We start from the raw sequence: 24,963 nt of genomic DNA, 5'->3' as shown, positions 1-24,963 counted from the left end.
CGACCTGCATTCAGTCTTGACGCTCAATACAAGCCGCAGTCACCAAAGGTTAGGTCAGTAATAGCGCGGCAGCATAGACAATGCACAAGCCAACAACGCCAATAATCAGACCTGTTTTGGCCATGTCTTTACTCTCAATAAGCCCGGTAGAATAGGCCAGTGAGTTCGGCGGTGTTGAGACAGGTAAAATCATACCCAGTGAGGCAGAAAAGGCGACAACCACTAACAAACTTTGTATACCACCAATACTGGCCAAGCTTTCCATGGATGTGCCAATCGCGGCGGCGATCGGCATGAGTAAGTTAGCGGTTGCGGTATTGGACATGAAGTTTGCCATGAGCCAACAAACGAGCGACAGGGTGATGACGACCGAGATAGGCGATAGAGAACTGTAATCAATCGCGTGAGCTAATGCTGAAGCGAGCCCTGTTTTATCTAGCCCAATGCCAATCGCTATCCCGCCAGCCACTAGCCACAAGACGTCCCAGTTGATCTGTTTCAGTTCCTCTTTACCCATAATGCCGGTGAGTGTAAAAACCGCCAAAGGAATAATAGATACCACATAGGTGTTCATGCCGTGTAGAGAGGTGGTCATCCACAGCACTATGGTGGCAGCAAAAGTAATGTAGACCACGATTGCACGCCAATTTTTTTGGAATGTTCCGTTTAGTTTTAGCACCATCTGTTTTTCTGAAGAGGGGAACAGTTTTTGTAGCAAAAACCAAGCTAACGTGAGCTGAATAATCACAAACGGCAAGCCCATCATCATCCAAGAAAAGAAATCAATGCTATTGCTTCCGGTGAGATATTGCAGCGCGATCGCATTGGGTGGCGTACCGATAGGCGTGGCAATACCACCGGTGTTCGCTGCAATCGGAATGCAGAGCACTAAGGCCTTGATGCCTAAATCCCCTTTTGGAGCGGAAGCGACGATCGGCCCGAGCAGCGCCAGCATCATCACAGTAGTCGCGGTATTGGACATAAACATAGAAAATACCGCAGTGATCAACATTAGCCCCAGCATAATAAAGCGGGGTTGAGTACCAAAAGGTTTGAGTAAAACTCGGGCTAAGTTGTTGTCCAGTTCATATTTAGAAGCAGCAATCGCCAGTGCAAAGCCGCCCATGAACAAGATAATAATCGGTGAAGAGAAAGCGCTGAAAATATCGGTGTACTTCATCAGCTCGCCGATATCATGTCCAGCGGGTGGCGAACGAAAGAGATGCAAGCCTTTATCTGAAATCATCACCAATTCGAGCGCAATGATCAAAATGGAGGTGGCAAATACAGGAACTGGCTCTAATACCCAAAGCAGAGCAGCCAATAAAAAAATAGCCAGTAATCGATGTTGAATTAAGGTTAAGTCATCAATCGGTATTGCATCAATGGGCATCAGTAAAACACCGATGGGCAGCAAAAAGCAGATCGCAAGCTTTATCAGCATTCCCGTATTCATGGTAGGCATATCACATGACCTTCATTAGGTTAACTTGAAGTAACTAGCGTAAATGATATGTGAATGAAGGTCTTAGACGCGGCTTGAAATTTTGAGTTTTAGCGAAGGAATATGCAGCAGCTTTGTTTTTTATCAATAAAGAAAAAAGCGAAATATCTAGAGGCGTTAGCTCTGAACATGCAGAGCTAACGCATTTTGCAGGGAACATTAAGAGATGGCGATTAACGTTGCTGTGCGTATGGAGTACCCATAATCGTTGTAGCATTGTGTTGCATAGACTCATCAAAGCGAATTTTATCTTTTGCAAACAGGTTGATCACCGTTGAGCCTAGCTTAAAGCGACCCATCTCTTGTCCTTTTTTCAGTACAACAGAGGTATTGCCTTGGGCTGGATAATCCCAGCGATAAACGGTATTGCCGCGCGGAGGCGTGACAGTACCTGACCAAACTAGCTCAATACTGCCAACAATGGTCGCTCCGACAAGCACTTGTGCCATTGGGCCAAACTCAGTATCAAAAATACACACCACGCGCTCATTGCGAGCAAACAGGTTCGGTACATTTTCGGCGGTTAGTGGGTTAACCGAGAAAAGATCGCCCGGAACATAAATCATTTGACGTAACACGCCATCGCAAGGCATGTGTACGCGGTGGTAGTCGCGAGGTGATAAATAAAGCGTGGCAAATTCGCCATCTTCAAACTCTTGCGCCAGTTTGGCATCACCACCGAGCAATTCTACCGCTGTAAAATGGTGGCCTTTCGCTTGGATCAGCTTGCCATCTTGAATCGGCCCGAATTGACTAACGCAAGCATCGGCCGGATGGGTGATTAAGCTATCACCGTCACTGATTGGCCGAGCATCGGCTTTCAATTCACGAACAAAGAATTCATTGAATGTTTTGAAATGGCTAGGATCTGAATGCAGAGCTTCATCCATGTTGACATTATATTGTTTAATAAACCAACGAATGACTGCAGTGGTTAGACCGCCAGCTTTCGCTGATGCGAGTTTACCCATCAGGCGTGTTAAGCCATGTTGTGGGATCCAGTATTGCAGTCCAACTTTAATTTTATCCATTGTCTCTGATTCCAATGTTAACTGTATGTTCTTCACTTTGGGCGCGAGATGTTACTGAAAAACTCTCACCATGTCAGCAGTTAGTCACCATTGCTTACGGATTATTCGATGGCGACAGATAAAAAATTTATCGATCAAGTCTGCGGACATTTGCCGGGGTAAAACTCGATGCTATTTATAAATCCGCTTTTTTGTTACGCGAATATTGGCGGTTAGCTTTGTTTTCCGACATGCTTTCTAAAATTCGGTGGTAGTTCTCAAAGCGCGTGTTACTAATATCACCTTTTTCCACGGCTTCACGTAGTAAGCAACCCGGATCGTCAGCGTGTTTACAGTCTCTAAACTTACAGCCGCCTAAGAAGGGACGAAATTCGACAAAGGCTTCAGTGATCGCTTCAGCTTCCAAGTGCCATAAACCAAATTCACGCACTCCCGGCGAGTCGATCAAATCACCGCCTGTAGGGATATGATACAAGCGAGCCGCAGTGGTGGTATGTTGACCAAGTCCAGATGCTTGAGAAACTTCACCTTCTTCAATTTCATCTTCCAAATTTGGCATTAATGCGTTCACTAGGCTGGATTTACCGACGCCAGATTGACCAACAAATATGTTGATCCGTCCGCCAAGTTCCGCTTCTAACTCAGCAATCCCTTCACCGCTTTTTTTGCTGACAAAAAGCACTTTGTAGCCAATGCGTTCGTACACACGTAACGACTCTTGATATTGGTTACGCAATTCATCGCTGAGTAAATCAATCTTATTCAGTACCACTAGCGGCGCAATATTCACGGTTTCTGAAGCGATCAAATAACGGTCGATGATATTGAGTGACAGTTCCGGTAGTACGGATGACACAATGACCATCTGATCAATGTTTGCCGCGACTGGTTTCAAACCGTCGTAATAATCTGGACGAGTCAGAACCGATTTGCGCGGTTCAACCGCTTCGACAACGCCAGATATACCCGCCATCGATTCGAGTCCAGGGCGCCAAATAACACGATCTCCTGAGACCAGCGTTTCAATGCCTCGGCGTAAATTACAGCGGTGGATGGTGTGAGTCTCTAAATCTTCAACATCGGCATGTTGGCCAAAACGAGTAATCACTAACCCAGTTTTTGCGGTGCCGAGCATGGCTTCATCCCACGAAACTGTGTCCTCTTTTTTGAGTCGTTTACTCTGATTATTACGAACGCGTCGTACTTGACCTTTCGTCAGCTTCTTTTTCTTTGCCACGATTATCTACTTCATGATTATGATACGTTTTGATCCAACGTTGAGATTTTACTCAAAATCATACCGTTTGGATCCAATGTCCAAAGGTATCTTGGGGATCTGAATTTGGGTATAGTACCTTTTTTATCTGCAAACCAATATAGGCAACGTATTTATGTCTTTTAGCGATCAAAACTTGATTTGGGTTGATCTTGAGATGACAGGCTTAGACCCTGAAACTCACAAAATTATCGAGATTGCCACCATTGTAACTGATAGTGAGTTGAACATTTTGGCTGAAGGCCCAGTGTTGGCTGTTCATCAATCAGAAGCTGAATTGGCTAAAATGGATGAATGGTGCACCACCACACATACCAAAAGCGGTTTGGTCGAGCGAGTACGTCATGACTCAGTGACACAACAAGAAGCGGTTGAACAGACCATTACGTTTTTGGAAAAGTGGGTGCCTAAAGGTAAATCTCCGATTTGTGGCAACAGTATTGGGCAAGATCGCCGCTTCCTTTATAAACATATGCCTGAGCTGGAAGCCTACTTCCATTACCGTTATGTGGATGTCAGTACGCTAAAAGAGCTGACTCGCCGTTGGAAGCCAGAAGTATTGGATGGCTTTTCTAAGCAAGGTAGCCACCTGGCTTTAGATGATATTCGTGAGTCTATTGCTGAGCTTCAGTACTACCGTAAGACCATATTCAGTATTTAATTTTCAGAACGGCATTTTTGGTGATGGCGTGTTAACCAGTTTTTGTGATTAATACGCCATATTTGCGTTCTTTTTCGTCAAAAAAAAAAAAAAAAGATTTTTTGCCAGTAAGAGCTTGCATCATAAGAAAATGCTCTTATAATTCGCAGCCCTGAACAACGGAAACGTTGTGAATGCGACACTAGCTCAGTTGGTAGAGCGCAACCTTGCCAAGGTTGAGGTCACGAGTTCGAACCTCGTGTGTCGCTCCAAATTCTTTTCGAAGAAAAGAATAGCGCCGCACAACCTAGTTAAGGTTGAGGTCACGCCTATTTGTTTAAAGAAAGTGAACCTAGTGTGTCGCTACACTTTCTCTTGTTAGAAAGTGAACAGGTTTAAGTTTTCATCGTACTTAACGGTGACACAATACGGACGCGGGGTGGAGCAGCTTGGTAGCTCGTCGGGCTCATAACCCGAAGGTCGTTGGTTCAAATCCAGCCCCCGCAACCAAATTTAGATTAAGCGTGAATACGATTAATCATTGCGACACTAGCTCAGTTGGTAGAGCGCAACCTTGCCAAGGTTGAGGTCACGAGTTCGAACCTCGTGTGTCGCTCCAAATTCTTTTCGAAGAAAAGAATAGCGCCGCACAACCTAGTTAAGGTTGAGGTCACGACTCTTTGTTTAAAGAAAGTAAACCTCGTGTGTCGCTACAAATTCTCTTGTTAGAAAGTGAACAGGTTTAAGTTTTCATCGTACTTAACGGTGACACAATACGGACGCGGGGTGGAGCAGCTTGGTAGCTCGTCGGGCTCATAACCCGAAGGTCGTTGGTTCAAATCCAGCCCCCGCAACCAAATTCAGATTAAGCGTAAATACGATTAATCATTGCGACACTAGCTCAGTTGGTAGAGCGCAACCTTGCCAAGGTTGAGGTCACGAGTTCGAACCTCGTGTGTCGCTCCAGATTCTTTTCGAAGAAAAGAATAGCGCCGCACAACCTAGTTAAGGTTGAGGTCACGACTCTTTGTTTAAAGAAAGTGAACCTTGTGTGTCGCTCCAAATTCTCTTGTTAGAGAGTGTAAGTTTTCACCGTACTTAACGGTGACACAATACGGACGCGGGGTGGAGCAGCTTGGTAGCTCGTCGGGCTCATAACCCGAAGGTCGTTGGTTCAAATCCAGCCCCCGCAACCAAATTTAGATTAAGCGTAAATACGATTAATCATTGCGACACTAGCTCAGTTGGTAGAGCGCAACCTTGCCAAGGTTGAGGTCACGAGTTCGAACCTCGTGTGTCGCTCCAAATTCTTTTCGAAGAAAAGAATAGCGCCACGCAACCTAGCTAAGGTTGAGGTCACGCCTTTTTGTTTAAAGAAAGCGAACCTCGTGTGTCGCTCCAAATTCTTTTCGAAGAAAAGAATAGCGCTGCACAGCCTAGTTAAGGTTGAGGTCACGCCTCTTTGTTTAAAGAAAGTGAACCTCGTGCGTCGCTACAAATTCTCTTGTTAGAGAGTGTAAGTTTTCATCGTACTTAACGGTGACACAATACGGACGCGGGGTGGAGCAGCTTGGTAGCTCGTCGGGCTCATAACCCGAAGGTCGTCGGTTCAAATCCGGCCCCCGCAACCAAATTCAGATTAAGCGTAAATGCGATTAATCATTGCGACACTAGCTCAGTTGGTAGAGTGCAACCTTACCAAGGTTGAGGTAACGGTTATATGTCGCTCCAGCTTCTTTCAGAGTATTCTCTGAACTCAAACCAGTATTTGGTTTATGCTCTTTCTTTAATGCTGTGAAGCATAACTCCCTAAAATAAAAATAATCTGCAGTTCTAAGCGGATTTATTGCCGTCTTGATAACTTACGTGCTGAATTTCAATACACAGGTTAGTCTCTGTAGAATCTGGCTTTTCGTCGCTATTTATTCTTATTCATTAACAGAGTTATCCACAAAAATTAATTGTGGATAAGTTGGTGTATAACGTGTTTTTAGTGAAGTGCTGGTAAGTGTCAGTGAAAGATCTTTTAATGCGGCTCTGTTCTCTAATCTTGCTGTCTTTCTGTGTAACTGATTGTTTTTAAATTGATTTTTGTTATTTTGTTACCATTAGGTCAACTAACTGTATGATCATTAATATCAAGATCTTTGATCCTTGTCATTAATTGCTGATGTGGCTAACTTTTCTCAATTATAGAAAACAGTGTCGTGTTTAAAATTTTGTCCACAAATTGGTATTTTGAGATACATATCAAAGTCTGTGTTCATTAGTTATGCAATTACCTCATTTTTTACGCATCACGCGGTAACCCTTTCTCGACAATTCGAATTAAGCGCTGCTGCTTCTTATTGCGAGAGCATGCACTCGCTGGCTCCGATGATTTTCGTTTTTGTTCTACTAGCGCCCAATGTATATGTTCGTCTAATAAATCAGACAAGCCTAACCTCGTGTTTAGCGCTGCGATAATGCGTTGTGAATATGGCGCGTTTCCTAAAGCGATGGAAAGATTACGCAACCATTGCTGGTGGCCAATTCGGCGAATAGCCGAACCTTCCATATAACGTAAGAAGGTGGCCTCATCCCAAGCAAACAGTTCAACTAAGTCTGGTTCATCCAGTGCTTGACGGCGATGAAAATCACCTTGTTGAGTGAGGTCGGAAAAGCGATTCCAAGGGCAGACCAACTGGCAATCATCACAGCCGTAAATGCGGTTACCCATTGCCTTGCGAAACTCTTCAGCAATTACGCCATCACATTCTATGGTGAGGTAAGAGATGCATCGGCGAGCATCAACAACACCGTCTTCCACGATGGCTTGTGTAGGGCATGAGGTGATGCAGGCAGTGCATTTGCCACATTGATTACTGCTTGGTGTATCGACTGGCAGCGGCAAATCAATCAGTAGTTCACCAAGAAAAAACCAAGAACCACTCTCTTTATCAAGGATAAGCGAATGCTTGCCAGTCCAACCAAGTCCAGCTTTTTGTGCTAAAGGCCGCTCTAATATTGGGGCGGAGTCCACAAAAGGGCGATAACCGAGTGCCCCCACTTCTTGTTCAATCTTTTCGCCGAGTTTTTTGAGCTGGTTGCGTACCAGTTTATGGTAGTCACGCCCCAGAGCGTAGCGGCTGATATAAGCGTAATTGGGATTATTCAAATCACTGGCAAACCGAGCATCTGGGGGTAAGTAATTCATGCGGGCGCTGATCACACGGACGGTGCCGGGAAGGAGTTCATGTGGCCTAGCTCGCATCATTCCATGGCGCGCCATCCAGTCCATTTCACCGTGAAATCCAGCATCCAACCATTTCTGCAAAGGCTCTTCGTGCTCAATGAGATCGATATCGCAGATCCCGACCTTTTCGAAGCCAAGTTCACGTGCCCAGATTTTAATTTTGTCTGCCAGTACTTGGTAGTCCATTATCGATGAGCTCGTTGCAAAAAGGGGCGAGGATCTTAACGGATCCTTTATTGAGGATCTAGGAAATGATCGTCTGTGATGTGGATTAAACTGACATAAAAAGCGAGTTTTTTCCTTTTACTTACAGAAGAGAGCTTGTCTCTCAATTCCAACCCAGTTTACTATTCGAGTTCTTTTGATTTTTATATAGTCAATTTTCGACACTTGAGAGCGGTAATTCATGAGTACTAAGATCTTTACCTTAAAAGACGAACAGCAAACGGTAAAATTAGGCGCAGCTTTGGCTAAGCGATGCTCTGCGCAAACCACGCTTTATTTGCATGGTGATCTCGGTGCTGGAAAAACAACCTTCAGCCGTGGCTTCATCCGCGCATTAGGCCATGTTGGCAACGTCAAGAGCCCGACTTATACCTTAGTTGAGCCTTATCAACTAGCCGATTGGCAAGTATACCATTTTGATCTTTATCGCTTGGCCGATCCGGAAGAGTTGGAATTTATGGGTATTCGTGACTATTTCACACCGGATGCGATCTGCCTTGTTGAGTGGCCAGAAAAAGGCAGCGGTCTACTTCCAACCGCAGATATTGATGTTGAGCTACGCTACGATGGCGAACAAAGGCAAGCTTTTCTGAGTGCAAACAGCCCCTATGGATCCTCATTGCTGAGTCAGTTGGAGTTATGTTGAACATCATCCATTTGTTACGAACGATAACTCTATCGCTTGCGGTTTGGGGCGGTGCTTTATTTACTTCAACGACGCACGCGAATACATTAGAAGGCGTGCGCGTTTGGCCTTCTCCAGATGAAACTCGAGTGGTTATCGATCTCAAAACTGAAGCGGATTATAGCTATTTCACTTTAAGCAGCCCCGAGCGTTTGGTGGTGGATTTAAAAAACACCACGCTTAATACAAAATTGCCGCTTAAAGTCACGGATAGCCCTGTTCTCAAGCAAATTCGTAATAGCTCGCCTCCGGAGAAAGGGACGTATCGCTTGGTGTTTGAGTTACAGCGCAAAGTGAACCCTCAGCCATTTAAACTTGCGCCAACGCCGGGTGGTCAGTATGGGCATCGTTTGGTGGTTGATTTACCCCACAATTTGGATAGTGATAAGGCGACAGTAAAACCGGCCAGCCAAACTAAAGTCAGTCGCGACGCTTCGCAGTTATTAGGAACCGAGGATATCGTGGTGGCTATTGATGCTGGTCATGGCGGAGAAGATCCCGGCTCGATTGGCCCGACCAAAAAATATGAAAAAAATGCCACCTTAAGTATCTCCAAGAAGATCGCAGATCAAATTAACGCCGTACCGGGAATGAAGGCGGTCATGACACGCAGTGGCGATTACTTTGTCAATCTCAATAAACGTTCTGAAATTGCGCGCCGTAATAAGTCACACCTACTTGTCTCCATTCACGCCGATGCCTTTCATACCCCGCAACCCAGGGGGGGCTCGGTGTTTGTGTTAAATACCAAGCGTGCGAATACGGAAATTGCTCGCTGGGTTGAGAACCACGAACAGCAATCAGAACTGTTAGGTGGGGCAGGTGAAGTGCTGGCAAAAAACAATAGCGATCGAAACGTTAGCCAAACCTTGCTGGACTTGCAATTTAGTCACTCACAAAAAGAGGGTTACAAGGTGGCAACTCATCTGCTAGGCGAAATGGGAAAAGTAGCCCATTTACATAAAGCAGAGCCAGTCAACGCAAGTTTGGCAGTACTTAAGTCGCCCGATATTCCTTCGGTGTTGGTTGAAACAGGTTTTATTTCTAACCCTACCGAGGAACAATTGCTATTTCAGCGCTCGCATCAAGATAAATTGGCTCGCGCATTGGCAACCGCTATTGTCAAGTATTTTGAAGAAAACCCACCCGAGGGCACTCTGTTTGCTAATCGCGGTAAGACGCAAAAGCACAAAGTGCAGCGTGGTGAATCACTCTCGGTTATCGCTAATAAATATGGCACCTCGACTCAAGCATTAATCGCAACCAACAAACTAAAAAATGCCAATTTGTCGATTGGTCAAATCTTAACGATTCCGGCCACGTCAGCTCCGATTCGTGTTCCTGTGGTCAGCAACCCAGTAGAAACGGAAATTGTTACGCATGTGGTGAAATCTGGCGAGTATTTGGGCAAGATAGCGAGCACGTATAAAGTGAGTGTGGATGCGATTAAACGCGAGAATAACTTGCGTTCAGACACCTTAACGCTGGGGCAGAAACTGAAGATAACGGTGAGTTTGAAGGATAAGCCGCTGCGTAAGCATAAAGTTGAAAAAGGCGAGTTTTTGAGCAAAATTGCCAGCCAATATCAAGTGAGTCTGAATAGTATTCGCCAAGTAAACCAACTTCGGTCTGATCAGCTCGCCATAGGGCAAGTGTTGATCATTCCCAATAAGTAGTAATGAGTATGACGATTAAGATTCTACCCGCGCGTCTTGCTAACCAAATTGCCGCAGGTGAAGTGGTTGAAAGGCCGGCTTCTGTCGTTAAAGAGCTGGTGGAGAATAGCTTGGATTCGGGCGCCTCTCGTATCGATATCGATATCGAAAAGGGAGGTACGAAGCTTATTCGTGTGCGCGATAACGGGCAAGGGATAGTAAAAGAGGAATTGGCGCTCGCTTTAAGCCGCCATGCAACTTCTAAAATTCACACCTTAGATGATTTAGAGGCGATCGTCAGCCTAGGTTTTCGTGGAGAAGCGCTCGCGAGTATTAGCTCTGTCTCTCGGCTTACATTGGCGTCTCGTCCAGCCACGCAAGAACAAGCTTGGGCAGCATACAGTGAAGGTCGAGATATGGCGGTTAAGTTGCAGCCAACCGCACACCCGATTGGAACCTCTGTCGAAGTGCTCGATCTGTTCTTTAATACGCCCGCTCGGCGCAAATTTTTACGCACAGAGAAAACAGAATTTACTCACATTGATGAGCTACTAAAACGCATTGCTTTGAGCCGGTTTGATGTCACCATCAATGTGCGCCATAACGGCAAGATGGTACGTCAATATCGAGCGGCTAAAACGGCCGCTCAAGAGGAAAAAAGAATCGCGGCTGTGTGTGGCAACGCTTTTGTTCGCCATATGCTAAGCATTGAGTGGGAACATCAAGGGCTTCGCCTGCATGGTTGGATAACGACTCCAGAAGGCGCGCGCCAGCAGAGTGATTTGCAATACTGCTACGTTAATGGGCGGATGATGCGTGACAAGCTGATTAATCATGCTATCCGGCAAAGTTATGAAACCAGCCTGAGAGGCGATCAGTTCGCCACTTATGTACTCTTCATTGAGCTCGATCCCCATCAAGTGGATGTGAATGTCCATCCCGCGAAACACGAGGTGCGTTTCCATCAAGCGCGATTAGTGCATGATTTTATCTATCAAGCACTCAGTAGTGCACTGGCTGAAAGCAAACACATTGAAAAGCCGCAGCTCAAACCATCGGCTTTTCATCAGCCCGATGCGGCGACTGTGGATCGCATTGAGAATGACACTGCAATTGATAGTGTGTGCCAAGAAACTGAGGGGCATAACACCGTTCCAGAGCAAGTGTGGCAAGCGATTGACAACACTCCCGCTTATCCGCGAAAAGCTGAGCGAGAAAGCACAACCGCGCACGGCATAGCTGAAACGCCAAAGCGTAGCCATTGGCAGCAAAACGGCTCTCCATCTTCCTCTCGTGCGAAAGCTGAGCGCCAGCCAACGGCCTCACCTTCAAGCGGGGAAGTGAAGCTCTATCAAGAGCTGATGGCAACTCAACCACCGGCTTCTGCAGTCGAACTTTCTCCTATCGCACATCAAGATCAAGGTGAAATGCTGCAGCTCGAACAGTTGGGTAAAGCTATTGCAGTAATCAAAGGGCAGTACCTGTTAATGGGGTCCAAACAGGGCGTCGTATTGCTTTCTCTTATCAAAGGAGCATGGCTGAAAACTCGCGGCCAATTGCATACCGAACAAGGCGGCTTGAAAAGCCAACCTTTACTCGTGCCGCTCTCCATAAAGCTCTCAGCACAAGAACATCAAGCGTTAACGCATTGCCAGCCGATGTTGAATACGCTAGGGATTGAGCTTAAAGAACGTCATGGTTCAAGCATCATGGTGATGGGCGTACCTCAACCGTTGAGGCAACAAAACCTGCAAAACTTAATCCCAGATCTGCTATCTTACGTGTCCGCTAATGTTACGGCTGATGATGAACCTATTACGGTGGATCTTGTTGCCGATTGGCTGGCTGAACACATCACTGTGGTGAAAAGTGACTACACTTTGTCTGAAGCCATCCAAATGATTTCGGAACTTGAACAGCTTTGGCAAGGGCAGCTTCCTCTTCATGATGCGAGTTTTGTCCGCCCCGTTGATTTTTCCACCACCATAGCGGCCTTGTTGGCATAACGAATTAAAAGAATGATGAATCAAACACAACCATTGGCTCTGTTTTTAATGGGCCCGACCGCATCAGGTAAAACAGATTTGGCGATTCGTTTGCGCCAAAAATACCCAGTGGAAATCATCAGTGTCGACTCGGCGCTGATCTACAAAGGCATGGATATTGGCACCGCCAAACCTAATGCGCATGAACTGGCACTCGCTCCCCATCGTCTGATCGATATTTTGGATCCAAGTGAAGCCTATTCGGCGGCGGATTTTCGTCGCGATGCATTACTTGCAATGCATGATATTACCGCGCAAGGTAAAATTCCTCTGCTCGTTGGGGGAACTATGTTGTATTACAAGGCTCTACTTGAAGGGCTTTCGCCACTTCCTGCGGCTAACCCTGAGATACGGCAACAAATTGAGCAAGAGGCTTTGGAGCATGGTTGGGGTCAGTTACACGATCAATTACAAACGATTGATCCGGTTTCGGCGGCAAGAATTCATCCCAATGATCCACAAAGATTGTCACGAGCATTGGAAGTTTACCGAATTTCAGGTAAAACTCTTACAGAGTTAACTCAAACGAAAGGTGAAAGCCTGCCATTTCGAGTTAAACAGTTTGCTATAGCTCCCAAGGAAAGGGCTGAGCTCCACCGTCGAATCGAACTCAGGTTTGAAAAGATGATCGAAGCTGGATTTGAAGAAGAAATGAAAGCACTTTATGCTCGAAACGATCTTCATCCGGATTTGCCATCGATTCGCTGTGTTGGTTATCGACAGATGTGGGACTATTTGGATGGGAATTGTACGTTAGAGGAAGCGGTATATCGTGGAATCTGTGCAACCCGTCAATTGGCCAAGCGTCAGATCACCTGGTTACGCAGCTGGGATGATTTAACTTGGTTAGATAGCGAAAACATTGATCATGCAGTAGAAACTCTCTCAAATGCCATAGCATCTGATGGAGTTAGCTGTGTATAATGTGATCGCTTTTGCGTGATGTACCCTGTAAAGGATCCGTTACTTGATATTTGGCATTATCGCCGTCATAACAAGTAGCAACGGGGTTTTTATTCATTTAGCTCAGATGCAAAGGCCGCACCAATAATGCAGTGCACCACTAGCTAAATAACTACAACAAAATACAAATAAGGAAAATAAAATGGCTAAGGGGCAATCTCTACAAGACCCATTCTTAAATGCACTACGTCGTGAGCGCATTCCAGTATCCATCTACCTTGTGAACGGAATTAAGCTTCAAGGTCAGATTGAATCCTTTGATCAATTTGTGATCTTACTGAAAAACACAGTCAATCAAATGGTGTATAAGCATGCGATTTCAACGGTTGTTCCTGCACGTGCAGTGAGCCACCATACTGCTGAGCCACGCACTGGGTCTGATCGTCCATCAGACAAATCAGAAGAGTAATTCTCTGATTAGTATTATTTACTTACAAAGGAGTTGGTTGCTTGTTTGACCGTTACGAAGCCGGTGAGCGAGCGGTACTTGTTCATATCAACTTCACGCAAAAGGGTGAGTGGGATGATCTCAGCGAGTGTGAAATGCTGGTTTCTTCTGCTGGAGTGTCGACACTGCAAATTATTACTGGCAGCCGTCAAACTCCACACCCTAAATATTATGTCGGTGAGGGTAAAGCCCAAGAGATAGCGCATGCGGTTCAACTTGTTGAAGCGGATGTGGTGATCTTCAACCACGCCCTTTCTCCTGCCCAAGAACGTAATCTTGAACAACTATGCCAATGTCGAGTGATTGACCGTACTGGCCTCATCCTCGATATTTTTGCCCAACGAGCACGAACCCATGAAGGGAAGTTGCAAGTAGAGCTGGCACAATTGCGCCACATCTCTACGCGATTAATTCGTGGTTGGACGCACCTTGAGCGACAAAAAGGCGGTATAGGCTTACGTGGACCTGGTGAAACGCAGCTAGAAACCGACAGACGTTTATTGCGTGAGCGTATTAAAGCGATATTACGCCGCTTAGAGAAAGTCGCTAAGCAGCGAGAACAAGGACGCCGAGCTCGAAATCGAGCTGAGATTCCCACCATATCGCTAGTGGGTTATACCAATGCGGGGAAATCAACGTTATTTAATCGCATTACTGAAGCTGGGGTTTATGCAGCCGATCAACTGTTTGCAACCCTAGATCCTACCTTGCGGAAAATCGAATTGGCGGACGTTGGTACTGCCGTTCTCGCTGACACCGTAGGATTTATTCGTCATCTGCCGCACGATTTAGTTGCAGCATTTAAAGCCACGTTACAAGAAACTCAAGAAGCTGACATTTTGTTACATGTTGTTGATGCCAGTGATGAGCGTTTTCGTGAGAATATCAAAGCCGTCCATGATGTATTAGAAGAGATTGACGCCCATGAGGTGCCAACGCTTGTCGTCATGAACAAGATCGATAATCTAGAAGGCCAACAACCTCGCATCGAAAAAGATGATGAGGGAATACCGAGAACCGTGTGGTTATCAGCCATGGATGGACAAGGTATTGATCTGCTTTTCGAAGCATTGACAGAGCGATTAGCGAGTCAAGTCATTCAATATCAATTGTGTATTCCACCACTGCACCAAGGTCGCATTCGTAGTGCATTTTCACAAATGAAATGTATTCAACAAGAAGAATATGATCCAGATGGTAATTTGTTGATTAACATTCGTATGCAGCAAGTTGATTGGTTTAGACTAGAAAAAAGAGAAGAAGCAGTTTTGCGTGACTTTATAGTTACTTAAAGGACTGCTACAGTATAACGTCATATCAAATGATGGAGCTTTCTAATGGCGTGGAATGAGCCCGGTAATAACAACGGCAACAATGGCCGCGATAATGACCCTTGGGGTAATAATCGTGGTGACAAAAATAAAGGTGGCCGTGATCAAGGACCGCCAGATTTGGATGAGGTTTTCAATAAACTGAGCCAGAAACTGGGCGGACGATTTGGTAAGAAAGGCGGTAAAGGCCCTTCATTCTCTGGTGGTAGCGCAATTGGCTTTGGAGTCATTGCTGCAATCGCAGTTGCGGTGTGGTTCTTTTCTGGTTTCTATACGATTGGTGAAGCTGAGCGTGGCGTCGTGCTGCGTTTAGGTAAGTATGATCGCATCGTTGATCCAGGTTTGAACTGGCGTCCTCGCTTTGTTGATGAGGTGACGGCCGTTAACGTACAAGCGATTCGCTCACTACGTGCATCGGGTTTGATGCTAACCAAAGATGAAAACGTGGTCACTGTTGGCATGGATGTACAATATCGCGTGTCTGATCCATACAAGTACTTGTATCGTGTGACTAATGCTGACGATAGCTTACGCCAAGCAACTGATTCAGCATTACGTGCCGTGGTTGGTGATTCTTTGATGGACAGTATCTTAACCAGTGGCCGTCAGCAAATTCGTCAAAGTACCCAAACGACCTTGAATCAAATCATTGATAGCTATGATATGGGCTTAATGATTGTCGATGTCAACTTCCAGTCGGCTCGTCCGCCAGAGCAAGTGAAAGATGCGTTCGATGATGCGATTGCGGCGCGAGAAGATGAAGAGCGTTTCATTCGTGAATCTGAAGCGTATAAGAACGAAATTCTGCCTAAAGCAACAGGCCGAGCAGAACGTTTGAAGAAAGAAGCGCAAGGTTATACAGAACGCACGATTAACGAAGCATTGGGTCAAGTGGCACAGTTTGAAAAACTGCTTCCTGAGTATCAAGCCGCGCCAGATGTGACACGTAATCGTCTCTACCTAGATACTATGGAAGAGGTGTATTCAAACACATCTAAAGTGCTAATTGATTCAGAATCCAGTGGCAATATGCTTTATCTACCGTTGGATCGAATTACAGGCCAAGACAGTAAGAATGACACCAAACGTCAAGATAAATCATCATCAACCTATGATCAGATAGAGCTTGATTCACCAACCAGCAGTGATACAGGTAATACACCGTCTCGCTCTAGCAATACACGTCAAGGGAGATACTAGTAATGCGTAAGTTAATGATCCCAGTATTAGTGATTGCACTGGTATTGATGTTGATGTCGCTGTTTGTGATTCCTGAAGGTGAGCGCGGTATTGTTGTCCGTTTCGGTCGTATTTTGAAAGATAACAATGAAATTGCTCGAATCTACGAACCGGGTTTGCATTTTAAAATGCCACTGTTTGATCGAGTAAGAACGTTAGATGCGCGCATCCAAACAATGGATGGCCGCTCTGACCGTTTCGTGACTTCAGAGAAAAAAGATGTGATCATCGATACCTATGTCAAATGGCGTATTGAAGACTTTGGTCAATACTACTTGGCAACGGGTGGTGGCAATGCATTGACGGCACAAGCACTGTTAGAGCGTAAAGTGACAGACATTCTTCGTTCTGAAATCGGTTCTCGTGAAATCAAACAAATTGTTTCAGGCCCACGTAATAAAGATGTCTTGCCGGAAAGTGCTGATGATGAAGTCGTCACGACTGAGGCTGCGAAACAAGCATTGGAAATCGATGGTCAGCGTGACCAAGTGATGGAAAATGTGTTGGAAGATACGCGTAAAGGCGCACTGAAAGATTTAGGCGTGAGAGTGGTTGATTTCCGTATTAAGAAAATCAACCTCCCAGATGAGATCAGTGAGTCTATCTATCGTCGTATGCGTGCTGAACGTGAGTCAGTAGCTCGTAAACACCGTTCTCAAGGTCGTGAAAAAGCCGAAGTCATTCGCGCTCAAGCTGAACTTGAAGTGGCGACTATCTTAGCGGAAGCGGATAAAACGGCTCGCGTAACTCGCGGTGATGCTGATGCTAAAGCAGCGAAGATTTACTCAGATGTGTACAGTAAAGATCCTGAGTTTTACGGGTTCTTACGTTCGTTGAAAGCCTATGAGAAATCATTTAGCGAGAAGAGTGATATCTTGGTGCTTGATCCTAAGAGTGATTTCTTCAAGTACATGAATAACACCAAAGGTTTGACAACGAAATAATTGATCGTTGTTTATTCAAAGGCTCCTTCAGGGAGCCTTTGTCGTTTATTGGCTTTAAGAGAGAAGGCACTATGTCGAATTCAATCTGGCTTGCTGTGGGGCTGGTGTTAATTGCAGAAGGTATTGGACCGTTAATCGCCCCTAATGGCTGGAGAAAGATGGTGGCAGAGCTCAGCCAGCAGCCCGATCATCAACTGCGCCGCATCGGTGGTTGTCTCGTCGTTGCTGGGGGCATCATTGCTTACTACTTCGCACGATAGTGATGCACAATAGCGCGGTAACCGATTTATTATGATCAGTTTATCACTATCAGTATCATCACTATCAATAGTGAGGTGGTGGAGTCTCTTCTGATGGATCCGCTAAATGTGAGGCATCCATATTTTTGACTTTACCAGCCACATATTTCATTTGGTCTTGCATTTTCGTTAGCATGAGCTGCTGTGTTGATAATGCTTGATTGAGTTCATCAATGGTTTGTTCTTGGAAAGCAAGTTGGCATTCCAAGTCACTAACACGCTGTTCTAATTGCTGAATATACTTATCGTTCATAACTAATCGTCGAGTTTCCAAGCTTGAGCAATACCTGCAGAGCTTCCGGTAATAATTCGTTGCTGATGATCAAAGGCCGCATCATACACCACCGCAGTGGGTGGGCGAGCATCTTTTAGCGGTTCTACTTCGAATCCTTGCTGTTTTTTACCACTTTGAGTATCCCAAACCGCGACTTGGCTTGAAGGATTCCCTGTCACAAGCAACCTGCCATCATCGGAAAAACGCGCCGTAGAGAAAATCAATTGTCGTGAAAAACTGCGCAATTTCGCCTGTTCCTTACCCGAGGAGAGATCCCAAATAATGGATTGATTACCACCATCGGAGGTAAAGGCTAATTTTCCCTCTCGCTGCAGCGCTACTCGATTCACCCGCTGCTCATGTTCAAACGATCGTAAAATTTGCCCACTTTGCGTATCCCAAAGGTAGGCAAAATAATCATTACCTCCCGTCAGAGCAAAGCGGCCATTGGGCGATAGGGCGACAGAATTCACTTTTTCTCGATGAGCAAGGAACTCTAGTCGACGTCCAGTGACTAAATCGACGTAAATCGCTTTACCATTGGATAAACCGAGTAGAACTTGTTTTCCGTTATTGGCAATGTCAATGTCTCGGATCAGCCCATCGGAGATGGACCACAAACCTTGAGCTTGTGTCCAACCTAAGTCCCATACGGCAAAGTTAATTTGGCTAGCGGTCACGGCAAAACGGCCATTATCGGAGAGTCGAATATGAGAAACGGTATTGGCTTGTGGGTCTTGAGGTCCCAATTCGGCTAAGGTTTTGTTTTGTTCAAGATCCCATAGAACGAGTTGTCTTTGTTTGGAATAGAGTAGCGCAAAACGACCATCGCGGCTTAAACCGAAACTGGTCGAACCGTTTGGTTCTATATCCCAACGTTGTACATCGCTGTTAGAGAAAAAACAGCCATTTAACATCAAGATGACAATGCAACCTAGGATTGAATGAGAAATTATTCGCATCAAGTCTAATTATCCGCTTTGAGTGTAAAGACAATCTATCAACATATCGCTATATTGGTACAACTCTGTTTAGCGCACCAGTTTTTCACCGAAATTTGTGCGTAATAACAAAAGGTTTGCCTACAAATTGGAGAAATAAATGAAATCATTGTTTAAAGTGTCACTGCTTGCGGCAACCGTCATGCTTGCAGTTGGCTGCCAGAAAGATGAAGCCCCGAAAACTGAAGCAGCACCTGCAGCAGAACAAGTACAAACGGAAGCGGGGAAAACGGTTCACTTTAAAACAGAAGATGACAAAGCGGCTTACGCGATTGGCGTCTCTTTTGCAAATTACCTCAGCACCAGCATTGAAAAACCAGCCGAAATTGGTATCAATCTGAATAAAGATCTGGTTCTAAAAGGGATTGAACATGTCTTCGCCGGCAATGCTGAGTTGAGTGAAGAAGATACACGCGCAGCGCTAGAAGCTCTAGATAAACGCGTTTCTGAAACCATGCAAGCGAAAGCCGCTGAAAAAGCGGCTGCTGCTGAAAAAGCTGGTGACGAATTCCGCGCTGAATTTGAAAAACAAGATGGCGTAAAGAAAACTGAATCTGGCTTACTGTACCAAGTACTGACGCCAGCAAAAGGTGAGTCACCAAAAGAGACCGATACCGTTCAAGTGCATTACAAAGGGACACTGGCTGACGGTACTCAATTTGATAGCTCGTATGATCGTGGTGAGCCAGCGACATTCCCACTCAATCGGGTTATTCCTGGTTGGACAGAAGGTGTGCAACTGATGCAAGTGGGATCAAAATACAAGTTTGTTATCCCGCCGCAACTGGCTTACGGTGAGCAAGATACGCCGACTATTCCAGCAAACTCAACACTTGTGTTTGAAGTGGAGTTACTAAAAATTGATAACAGTAGCGATGCAGCTAAATAATATCAGCCATTGTTGAACCGTTGTAACCAGCTCAAAGGCCTGATGAATCAGGCCTTTTCTGTCTCTAACGACTCACGAATTAGTTGTCCTAAATCACTTGTTAGTGACTTAACAGAGTTTTCGATTAAAATTTTCTGATAAACTTACGTCAATTTGTTGATTTTTCGCTCTAAGGCTAGATAACAGTGACAACGACAGAAACTCTAAACGCGGATATGTTGCTTGAAATGGAATCCGTGCACGTGATGCCATTTAGTGATCACGATAAAATCATTCTTCGATCTTATGAAGCTGTGGTTGACGGTATCGCCAGCCTGATTGGCCCTTTTTGTGAGATCGTTCTGCACTCATTGGAAGATCTCAATACCTCGGCGATTAAAATTGCCAATGGTGAAAACACGGGACGTCAAGTGGGTTCCCCGATCACTGATCTTGCACTGCGTATGTTGAAAGACATTGAAGGATCGGAGCGTAACTTCTCACGATCGTATTTCTCTCGCGCCAAGGGTGGTGTGTTGATGAAATCGATTACGGTCGCGATTCGTAATGGTGATAACCGAGTCATTGGCTTACTTTGTATCAACGTCAATTTAGATGCTCCGTTCTCACAAGTTCTGCAATCATTCATGCCGACTCAGGAAGCTCAGGAAGCCGCCTCATCGGTTAACTTTGCCAGTGATGTAGAAGAGCTGGTGGATCAGACGGTAGAGCGTACCATCGAAGAGATCAACGCCGATAAATCAGTGTCTAACAATACCAAGAACCGTCAGATCGTGATGGAGCTGTACGACAAAGGCATTTTTGACATCAAAGATGCGATTAACCGCGTAGCTGATCGGCTCAATATCTCTAAACATACTGTCTATCTCTACATTCGCCAACGCAAGACCGGAGATGAATGTTAGTGGAGCCAGTATTGAGTTACACATTATTGGTCAATGGCTCAGTGTATGGCACACAGGCAGCGCGTAGTGCTTATCTGTTTGCCTGTGCATTGCTAGCAAAAGGGCATTCACTCAAGCAAGTATTTTTTTATCAAGATGGTGTTTTCAATGGCTCTGCGATCACCGCGCCTGCAAACGATGAGTTTCATCTTGTGAAAGCATGGCAGAAGCTGTCTACTGAACACCATGTACGCTTAGAAACCTGTGTTGCTGCAGCGTTGCGTCGTGGCATCATCAGTGAAAATGAAGCTCAGCAACACCAGCTCACTGCGTATAATTTGGCACAAGGTTTTGCACAAACTGGGTTAGGAAGTTTGGCTGAAGCGTTATTGACTCAAGATCGAGTGGTACAGTTTTGAAAAAAATCGGTTTTGTTTTTCATTCTTCGCCTCATTCTAGTTCGGCTGGAAGAGAAGGGCTGGATGCTGTACTGGCAGCCTCTGCCTATTGTGATGCGATCTCGCTCTTTTTTGTTGGGTTTGGCGTGACGCAAATCGTCGCCAACCAATTACCGCAACAACTGCTTAGCCGTGATTACATCAGTGCGTTTAAACTGCTTGAGTTATACGATATTGAACACCTTTATCTGTGTGAGCAAAGCGTTGAAGAGTTGGGGTTAGCATCAGCTCAATGGGTAATTGATGTTGAAAAAAAATCGCCTCAGCAAATCGCTCAGTTACTTCACGAGTGCGATCAAGTACTAACTTTCTAAGGTGTACCTATGCTGCATATTGTAAAAGACACGGCAAAACTGGCCTTAGCGCAGCGTTATTGTTTGGCTGAGGATAGTATTATCTTGGTTGAAGAAGCAGTTTATATGAGTAACCCTAGTGCGGGCTCTTTTTTACTACTCAACGATCTGAACAGGGTTTATGTCTTACTTGAGGATCTCTGCGCGCGTGGGGTGCAGGATCTCTGCTCAGTACAAATTACCAAAGTGGATTTCTCTGGTTTGGTTGAGCTTACTACTAATCATGAAAAATCAATCACTTGGTAGATTTTCTTATCACTATTACCCCTCTATTACCCACCCTTTACTTATGGTGGTTAAAAAAGATCTGTATATTTCTTGACACACCTCTCACTGCTGCATAGAATTTTGCGTCCCTATTTGTACTAAGTGCACTAGGGACTAGATTTTTCACAAAGCTTACTTTAAGTAAATTCAGGAGCTAGTTAATGGCAACTATTAACCAGTTGGTCCGCAATCCTCGTGTAAAGCAAGTTGTTAAAAGCAACGTGCCAGCACTAGAAGCGTGCCCACAAAAACGTGGTGTATGTACACGTGTTTACACTACTACACCTAAAAAACCTAACTCAGCACTTCGTAAAGTATGTCGTGTTCGTCTAACGAACGGCTTCGAAGTGACTTCGTACATCGGCGGTGAAGGTCACAACCTTCAAGAGCACTCAGTTGTTCTTATCCGTGGCGGTCGTGTAAAAGACCTTCCAGGTGTGCGTTACCACACAATCCGTGGTGCACTTGACTGTGCAGGCGTAAACGACCGTAAACAAGCTCGTTCTAAATACGGTGTGAAACGTCCTAAATCTTAATGGATTTCCGTTAAGTAAGGCCAAACACTAAATTATTTAATTTTTGAAGAAACTGAAAAGTTTTGGATAACCTGAAAAAGACAACGGAGAATATCCATGCCACGTCGTCGCGTTATTGGTCAGCGTAAGATCCTTCCAGATCCAAAGTTCAAGTCTGAACTGCTGGCAAAATTCGTTAACATTCTTATGGTTGACGGTAAAAAATCTACTGCAGAGAAAATTGTTTACACTGCACTAGACACTATGGCTGAGAAATCTGGCAAAGGTCACTTAGCTGTATTTGAAGAAGCTCTTGAAAACGTACGTCCAGCGGTCGAAGTTAAATCTCGCCGCGTGGGTGGTTCAACTTACCAAGTGCCAGTAGAAGTACGTCCGGTTCGCCGTAACGCACTTGCTATGCGTTGGGTAGTTGATGCTGCGCGTAAGCGTGGTGAAAAATCTATGGCTGCTCGCCTAGCTGCTGAAATGCTAGACGCGTCAGAAAATAAAGGTACTGCTGTTAAGAAACGTGAAGACGTTCACCGTATGGCAGAAGCGAACAAAGCATTCGCTCATTACCGCTGGTAATACCTTCTGTGCTGCGAGGTTCTCTCGCAGCACATTTTCATACTCTAAGGATTACCTTAGTAAGAGGATACAATCGTGGCTCGGAAAACTCCTATTGAGCGCTACCGCAACATCGGTATCTGTGCTCACGTAGATGCAGGTAAAACAACCACTACTGAGCGTATTCTGTTCTACACTGGCCTTTCTCACAAAATCGGCGAAGTTCACGATGGTGCTGCAACCATGGACTGGATGGAGCAGGAGCAAGAACGTGGTATCACTATCACTTCTGCTGCTACGACAACCTTCTGGCGTGGTATGGAAGCACAGTTCCAAGATCATCGCGTAAACATCATTGATACCCCAGGACACGTTGACTTTACAATTGAAGTAGAGCGTTCACTTCGTGTGCTTGATGGTGCAGTGGTTGTATTCTGTGGCTCATCTGGTGTTGAACCCCAGTCTGAAACTGTATGGCGTCAAGCTGACAAATACGGTGTTCCTCGCATGGTGTTCGTTAATAAAATGGACCGTGCTGGCGCAGACTTTTTACGCGTTGTAAACCAAATTAAACATCGTCTTGGTGCGACTCCTGTTCCTATTCAATTAAATATTGGTGCGGAAGAAGAGTTCAAAGGTGTCATCGACCTTATCAAGATGAAAGCCATCAACTGGAATGAAGCCGATCAAGGCATGACGTTTACTTACGAAGACATTCCAGAAGATATGCTTGAGTTGGCCGAAGAATGGCACAACAACCTAGTTGAAGCGGCAGCGGAAGCTAGTGAAGAGTTAATGGAAAAGTATCTTGAAGACGGCGAGCTGACAGAAGCGGAAATCAAACAAGCGCTACGGACTCGTACCATTAACAATGAAATCGTATTGGCCACTTGTGGTAGTGCCTTTAAAAATAAAGGCGTACAAGCGGTATTGGATGCGGTTGTTGAATATTTGCCTTCACCGGTAGATGTACCAGCCATTAAAGGCGTGGATGAAAACGAGAACGAAGTAGAACGTCACGCTGACGACAACGAACCTTTCTCGGCACTTGCATTTAAGATTGCCACTGACCCATTTGTTGGGACATTGACTTTCATGCGTGTTTACTCTGGTGTGGTGAACTCTGGCGATGCCGTTTACAACTCAGTGAAACAGAAAAAAGAACGTTTTGGTCGTATCGTACAGATGCATGCCAACAAACGTGAAGAGATTAAAGAAGTTCGTGCTGGCGATATTGCGGCTGCGATCGGCTTAAAAGATGTCACGACAGGCGATACGCTGTGTAACCCAGACCACAAAGTGGTTCTTGAGCGCATGGAATTCCCTGAGCCAGTGATTCAAATTGCGGTAGAGCCTCGCTCTAAAGCTGACCAAGAAAAAATGGGTATTGCGCTAGGTAAACTGGCGGCGGAAGACCCATCTTTCCGTGTCGAAACCGATAAGGAAACAGGTCAAACGTTGATCTCTGGTATGGGTGAGCTTCACCTAGACATCATTGTTGATCGCATGAAGCGTGAGTTCAGTGTGGACTGTAACGTTGGTAAACCACAAGTGGCTTACCGCGAAACTATCCGTGGAAAAGCGGAAGTAGAAGGCAAGTTCGTTCGTCAATCTGGTGGTCGTGGTCAATATGGTCACGTTTGGCTTAAGATTGAACCTGCGGAACTCGGTGAAGGCTTTGTCTTTGTCGACGAAATCGTTGGTGGTGTGATTCCTAAGGAATACATCAGCTCGGTTGCGAAAGGTATCGAAGAGCAAATGAACAACGGTGTGTTAGCTGGTTATCCGATTCTGGATGTGAAAGCGACATTATTCGATGGTTCATATCATGATGTCGACTCAAGCGAGATGGCGTTTAAGATTGCTGGTTCGATGGCGTTCAAGAAAGGTGCTTTAGAAGCGCTGCCTGTTCTTCTTGAACCAATGATGAAAGTTGAAGTAACTACTCCAGAAGATTGGATGGGTGATGTTGTGGGTGACTTAAACCGTCGTCGCGGCATGATTGAAGGTATGGATGAAGGCCATGCAGGCCTTAAGATTATCCATGCTAGAGTCCCTCTATCGGAAATGTTTGGTTATGCAACAGACTTACGATCTGCCACTCAGGGTCGCGCCTCTTACTCCATGGAGTTTGCAGAGTACGCTGATGTGCCAAAAAATGTTGCAGAAGCAATCATTGCAGAACGTGGTTAACTGTTATTTGTTTAATAACGAATCTATTGCGCTGATGAGAGT

General features: G+C 45.3%; 24 protein-coding genes and 9 tRNA genes. 27 read left to right on the top strand and 6 right to left on the bottom strand.

Translation table 11 applies throughout. The annotated features are described in order from the left end of the window. Window positions 1-49: 49 nt before the first annotated feature. From EXZ60_RS15040 to rsgA, 3 genes are all read right to left on the bottom strand, one after another. Complete coding sequence (locus EXZ60_RS15040; RefSeq protein ID WP_064624225.1) at window positions 50-1,465, bottom strand: SLC13 family permease; 1,416 nt, start codon at window positions 1,463-1,465, stop codon at window positions 50-52. 212 nt (window positions 1,466-1,677) lie between these two features. After that, entirely contained in the window at window positions 1,678-2,535 is an 858-nt protein-coding gene (gene asd / locus EXZ60_RS15035; protein WP_277435907.1) for an archaetidylserine decarboxylase, read from the bottom strand. Between the two features lie 175 nt (window positions 2,536-2,710). After that, window positions 2,711-3,772, bottom strand: a complete 1,062-nt coding sequence (gene rsgA, locus EXZ60_RS15030; RefSeq protein WP_013857936.1) for a small ribosomal subunit biogenesis GTPase RsgA — start codon at window positions 3,770-3,772, stop codon at window positions 2,711-2,713. Between the two features lie 154 nt (window positions 3,773-3,926). Between rsgA and orn the strand changes: the two genes are divergently transcribed. The 10 genes from orn (at window position 3,927) to EXZ60_RS14980 (ending at window position 6,182) form a co-directional block, all read left to right on the top strand. Then, the gene (orn, locus tag EXZ60_RS15025) at window positions 3,927-4,472 is read left to right on the top strand and encodes an oligoribonuclease (protein WP_010318948.1); all 546 of its coding nucleotides are present in this window, start codon (window positions 3,927-3,929) and stop codon (window positions 4,470-4,472) included. A 175-nt stretch (window positions 4,473-4,647) separates the two neighbouring features. Next, window positions 4,648-4,723, top strand: a tRNA-Gly gene (locus tag EXZ60_RS15020). 161 nt (window positions 4,724-4,884) lie between these two features. Then, a tRNA-Met gene (locus EXZ60_RS15015) sits at window positions 4,885-4,961 on the top strand. 33 nt (window positions 4,962-4,994) lie between these two features. Beyond that, window positions 4,995-5,070: transfer RNA gene (locus EXZ60_RS15010), tRNA-Gly, on the top strand. Between the two features lie 161 nt (window positions 5,071-5,231). Then, window positions 5,232-5,308: transfer RNA gene (locus EXZ60_RS15005), tRNA-Met, on the top strand. Between the two features lie 33 nt (window positions 5,309-5,341). Then, window positions 5,342-5,417 (top strand) — tRNA-Gly (locus tag EXZ60_RS15000). 153 nt (window positions 5,418-5,570) lie between these two features. Continuing rightward, window positions 5,571-5,647 (top strand) — tRNA-Met (locus tag EXZ60_RS14995). 33 nt (window positions 5,648-5,680) lie between these two features. Further along, window positions 5,681-5,756 (top strand) — tRNA-Gly (locus EXZ60_RS14990). A gap of 249 nt (window positions 5,757-6,005) precedes the next feature. Then, window positions 6,006-6,082 (top strand) — tRNA-Met (locus tag EXZ60_RS14985). A gap of 33 nt (window positions 6,083-6,115) precedes the next feature. Then, a tRNA-Gly gene (locus tag EXZ60_RS14980) sits at window positions 6,116-6,182 on the top strand. A 559-nt stretch (window positions 6,183-6,741) separates the two neighbouring features. Here the strand turns inward: EXZ60_RS14980 and queG are convergent. After that, entirely contained in the window at window positions 6,742-7,872 is a 1,131-nt protein-coding gene (gene queG, locus EXZ60_RS14975; RefSeq protein WP_277435906.1) for a tRNA epoxyqueuosine(34) reductase QueG, read from the bottom strand. Window positions 7,873-8,092: 220 nt separating this feature from the next. Between queG and tsaE the strand changes: the two genes are divergently transcribed. The 9 genes from tsaE to EXZ60_RS14930 all read left to right on the top strand — a co-directional run bounded on the left by tsaE (window position 8,093) and on the right by EXZ60_RS14930 (window position 17,481). Further along, entirely contained in the window at window positions 8,093-8,557 is a 465-nt protein-coding gene (gene tsaE, locus EXZ60_RS14970; protein WP_010318946.1) for a tRNA (adenosine(37)-N6)-threonylcarbamoyltransferase complex ATPase subunit type 1 TsaE, read from the top strand. Further along, on the top strand, window positions 8,551-10,272 hold the full coding sequence (locus tag EXZ60_RS14965; RefSeq protein ID WP_277435905.1) for an N-acetylmuramoyl-L-alanine amidase: 1,722 nt from the start codon (window positions 8,551-8,553) through the stop codon (window positions 10,270-10,272). The genes tsaE and EXZ60_RS14965 overlap by 7 nt, the downstream gene beginning before the upstream one ends. A gap of 2 nt (window positions 10,273-10,274) precedes the next feature. Then, window positions 10,275-12,257, top strand: a complete 1,983-nt coding sequence (gene mutL / locus EXZ60_RS14960) for a DNA mismatch repair endonuclease MutL (protein ID WP_277435904.1) — start codon at window positions 10,275-10,277, stop codon at window positions 12,255-12,257. Between the two features lie 15 nt (window positions 12,258-12,272). Further along, window positions 12,273-13,220 carry a tRNA (adenosine(37)-N6)-dimethylallyltransferase MiaA gene (miaA, locus tag EXZ60_RS14955; RefSeq protein ID WP_026028407.1) on the top strand — a complete coding sequence of 316 codons (948 nt, stop codon included), beginning with the start codon at window positions 12,273-12,275 and terminating at the stop codon, window positions 13,218-13,220. 181 nt (window positions 13,221-13,401) lie between these two features. Beyond that, window positions 13,402-13,668, top strand: a complete 267-nt coding sequence (gene hfq, locus EXZ60_RS14950; RefSeq protein ID WP_013857931.1) for an RNA chaperone Hfq — start codon at window positions 13,402-13,404, stop codon at window positions 13,666-13,668. A 41-nt stretch (window positions 13,669-13,709) separates the two neighbouring features. Further along, window positions 13,710-14,999, top strand: coding sequence for a ribosome rescue GTPase HflX (gene hflX / locus EXZ60_RS14945; RefSeq protein WP_010318941.1), 1,290 nt, complete (start codon window positions 13,710-13,712; stop codon window positions 14,997-14,999). A gap of 45 nt (window positions 15,000-15,044) precedes the next feature. Next, complete coding sequence (gene hflK, locus EXZ60_RS14940; protein ID WP_013857930.1) at window positions 15,045-16,238, top strand: FtsH protease activity modulator HflK; 1,194 nt, start codon at window positions 15,045-15,047, stop codon at window positions 16,236-16,238. A 2-nt stretch (window positions 16,239-16,240) separates the two neighbouring features. Beyond that, window positions 16,241-17,221 (top strand): protease modulator HflC, encoded by a 981-nt coding sequence (gene hflC / locus EXZ60_RS14935; protein ID WP_013857929.1) that lies wholly within the window; start codon window positions 16,241-16,243, stop codon window positions 17,219-17,221. A gap of 71 nt (window positions 17,222-17,292) precedes the next feature. Then, the gene (locus tag EXZ60_RS14930; protein WP_017043313.1) at window positions 17,293-17,481 is read left to right on the top strand and encodes a DUF2065 domain-containing protein; all 189 of its coding nucleotides are present in this window, start codon (window positions 17,293-17,295) and stop codon (window positions 17,479-17,481) included. A 64-nt stretch (window positions 17,482-17,545) separates the two neighbouring features. On the opposite strand, the gene EXZ60_RS14925 is transcribed toward EXZ60_RS14930, so the two are convergent. Together EXZ60_RS14925 and EXZ60_RS14920 are read right to left on the bottom strand one after the other, a co-directional pair. Further along, complete coding sequence (locus EXZ60_RS14925) at window positions 17,546-17,773, bottom strand: SlyX family protein (RefSeq protein WP_010318937.1); 228 nt, start codon at window positions 17,771-17,773, stop codon at window positions 17,546-17,548. A 2-nt stretch (window positions 17,774-17,775) separates the two neighbouring features. Next, window positions 17,776-18,756 (bottom strand): lipoprotein, encoded by a 981-nt coding sequence (locus EXZ60_RS14920; protein ID WP_026027456.1) that lies wholly within the window; start codon window positions 18,754-18,756, stop codon window positions 17,776-17,778. Window positions 18,757-18,895: 139 nt separating this feature from the next. Between EXZ60_RS14920 and fkpA the strand changes: the two genes are divergently transcribed. From fkpA to fusA, 8 genes are all read left to right on the top strand, one after another. Continuing rightward, window positions 18,896-19,684, top strand: coding sequence for an FKBP-type peptidyl-prolyl cis-trans isomerase (gene fkpA / locus EXZ60_RS14915; RefSeq protein WP_277435903.1), 789 nt, complete (start codon window positions 18,896-18,898; stop codon window positions 19,682-19,684). A gap of 185 nt (window positions 19,685-19,869) precedes the next feature. Further along, window positions 19,870-20,589: a transcriptional regulator gene (locus tag EXZ60_RS14910; RefSeq protein ID WP_013857924.1), complete on the top strand. Its 720-nt coding sequence runs from the start codon at window positions 19,870-19,872 to the stop codon at window positions 20,587-20,589. Next, on the top strand, window positions 20,583-20,987 hold the full coding sequence (tusD, locus tag EXZ60_RS14905) for a sulfurtransferase complex subunit TusD (RefSeq protein WP_194575135.1): 405 nt from the start codon (window positions 20,583-20,585) through the stop codon (window positions 20,985-20,987). Before EXZ60_RS14910 ends, tusD begins: the two co-directional genes overlap by 7 nt. Further along, a complete protein-coding gene (gene tusC / locus EXZ60_RS14900; protein WP_170899783.1) occupies window positions 20,984-21,340 on the top strand; it encodes a sulfurtransferase complex subunit TusC in 357 nt (118 codons plus the stop codon). Before tusD ends, tusC begins: the two co-directional genes overlap by 4 nt. 9 nt (window positions 21,341-21,349) lie before the next feature. Next, on the top strand, window positions 21,350-21,625 hold the full coding sequence (tusB, locus tag EXZ60_RS14895) for a sulfurtransferase complex subunit TusB (RefSeq protein WP_010318931.1): 276 nt from the start codon (window positions 21,350-21,352) through the stop codon (window positions 21,623-21,625). A 182-nt stretch (window positions 21,626-21,807) separates the two neighbouring features. Then, entirely contained in the window at window positions 21,808-22,182 is a 375-nt protein-coding gene (rpsL, locus tag EXZ60_RS14890) for a 30S ribosomal protein S12 (RefSeq protein WP_010318930.1), read from the top strand. A 96-nt stretch (window positions 22,183-22,278) separates the two neighbouring features. Then, window positions 22,279-22,749 carry a 30S ribosomal protein S7 gene (rpsG, locus tag EXZ60_RS14885; RefSeq protein ID WP_013857921.1) on the top strand — a complete coding sequence of 157 codons (471 nt, stop codon included), beginning with the start codon at window positions 22,279-22,281 and terminating at the stop codon, window positions 22,747-22,749. Window positions 22,750-22,824: 75 nt separating this feature from the next. Beyond that, window positions 22,825-24,921, top strand: coding sequence for an elongation factor G (gene fusA / locus EXZ60_RS14880; protein ID WP_094124958.1), 2,097 nt, complete (start codon window positions 22,825-22,827; stop codon window positions 24,919-24,921). Window positions 24,922-24,963: the final 42 nt, after the last annotated feature.

This window comes from Vibrio sp. 1151_11, from assembly GCF_029478525.1.
GTDB classification, from domain to species: domain Bacteria; phylum Pseudomonadota; class Gammaproteobacteria; order Enterobacterales; family Vibrionaceae; genus Vibrio; species Vibrio anguillarum.
This window is presented reverse-complemented; position numbering and strand designations above follow the sequence as displayed.

Bases quoted from the DNA above. Each gene is read 5' to 3' on its own strand.
- EXZ60_RS15040 (WP_064624225.1), bottom strand. From the start codon at position 1,465: ATGCCTACCATGAATACGGGAATGCTGATAAAGCTTGCGATCTGCTTT.
- asd (WP_277435907.1), bottom strand. From the start codon at position 2,535: ATGGATAAAATTAAAGTTGGACTGCAATACTGGATCCCACAACATGGC.
- orn (WP_010318948.1), top strand. From the start codon at position 3,927: ATGTCTTTTAGCGATCAAAACTTGATTTGGGTTGATCTTGAGATGACA.
- queG (WP_277435906.1), bottom strand. From the start codon at position 7,872: ATGGACTACCAAGTACTGGCAGACAAAATTAAAATCTGGGCACGTGAA.
- tsaE (WP_010318946.1), top strand. From the start codon at position 8,093: ATGAGTACTAAGATCTTTACCTTAAAAGACGAACAGCAAACGGTAAAA.
- EXZ60_RS14965 (WP_277435905.1), top strand. From the start codon at position 8,551: ATGTTGAACATCATCCATTTGTTACGAACGATAACTCTATCGCTTGCG.
- mutL (WP_277435904.1), top strand. From the start codon at position 10,275: ATGAGTATGACGATTAAGATTCTACCCGCGCGTCTTGCTAACCAAATT.
- miaA (WP_026028407.1), top strand. From the start codon at position 12,273: ATGAATCAAACACAACCATTGGCTCTGTTTTTAATGGGCCCGACCGCA.
- hfq (WP_013857931.1), top strand. From the start codon at position 13,402: ATGGCTAAGGGGCAATCTCTACAAGACCCATTCTTAAATGCACTACGT.
- hflK (WP_013857930.1), top strand. From the start codon at position 15,045: ATGGCGTGGAATGAGCCCGGTAATAACAACGGCAACAATGGCCGCGAT.
- hflC (WP_013857929.1), top strand. From the start codon at position 16,241: ATGCGTAAGTTAATGATCCCAGTATTAGTGATTGCACTGGTATTGATG.
- EXZ60_RS14930 (WP_017043313.1), top strand. From the start codon at position 17,293: ATGTCGAATTCAATCTGGCTTGCTGTGGGGCTGGTGTTAATTGCAGAA.
- EXZ60_RS14925 (WP_010318937.1), bottom strand. From the start codon at position 17,773: ATGAACGATAAGTATATTCAGCAATTAGAACAGCGTGTTAGTGACTTG.
- EXZ60_RS14920 (WP_026027456.1), bottom strand. From the start codon at position 18,756: ATGCGAATAATTTCTCATTCAATCCTAGGTTGCATTGTCATCTTGATG.
- fkpA (WP_277435903.1), top strand. From the start codon at position 18,896: ATGAAATCATTGTTTAAAGTGTCACTGCTTGCGGCAACCGTCATGCTT.
- tusD (WP_194575135.1), top strand. From the start codon at position 20,583: ATGTTAGTGGAGCCAGTATTGAGTTACACATTATTGGTCAATGGCTCA.
- tusB (WP_010318931.1), top strand. From the start codon at position 21,350: ATGCTGCATATTGTAAAAGACACGGCAAAACTGGCCTTAGCGCAGCGT.
- rpsL (WP_010318930.1), top strand. From the start codon at position 21,808: ATGGCAACTATTAACCAGTTGGTCCGCAATCCTCGTGTAAAGCAAGTT.
- rpsG (WP_013857921.1), top strand. From the start codon at position 22,279: ATGCCACGTCGTCGCGTTATTGGTCAGCGTAAGATCCTTCCAGATCCA.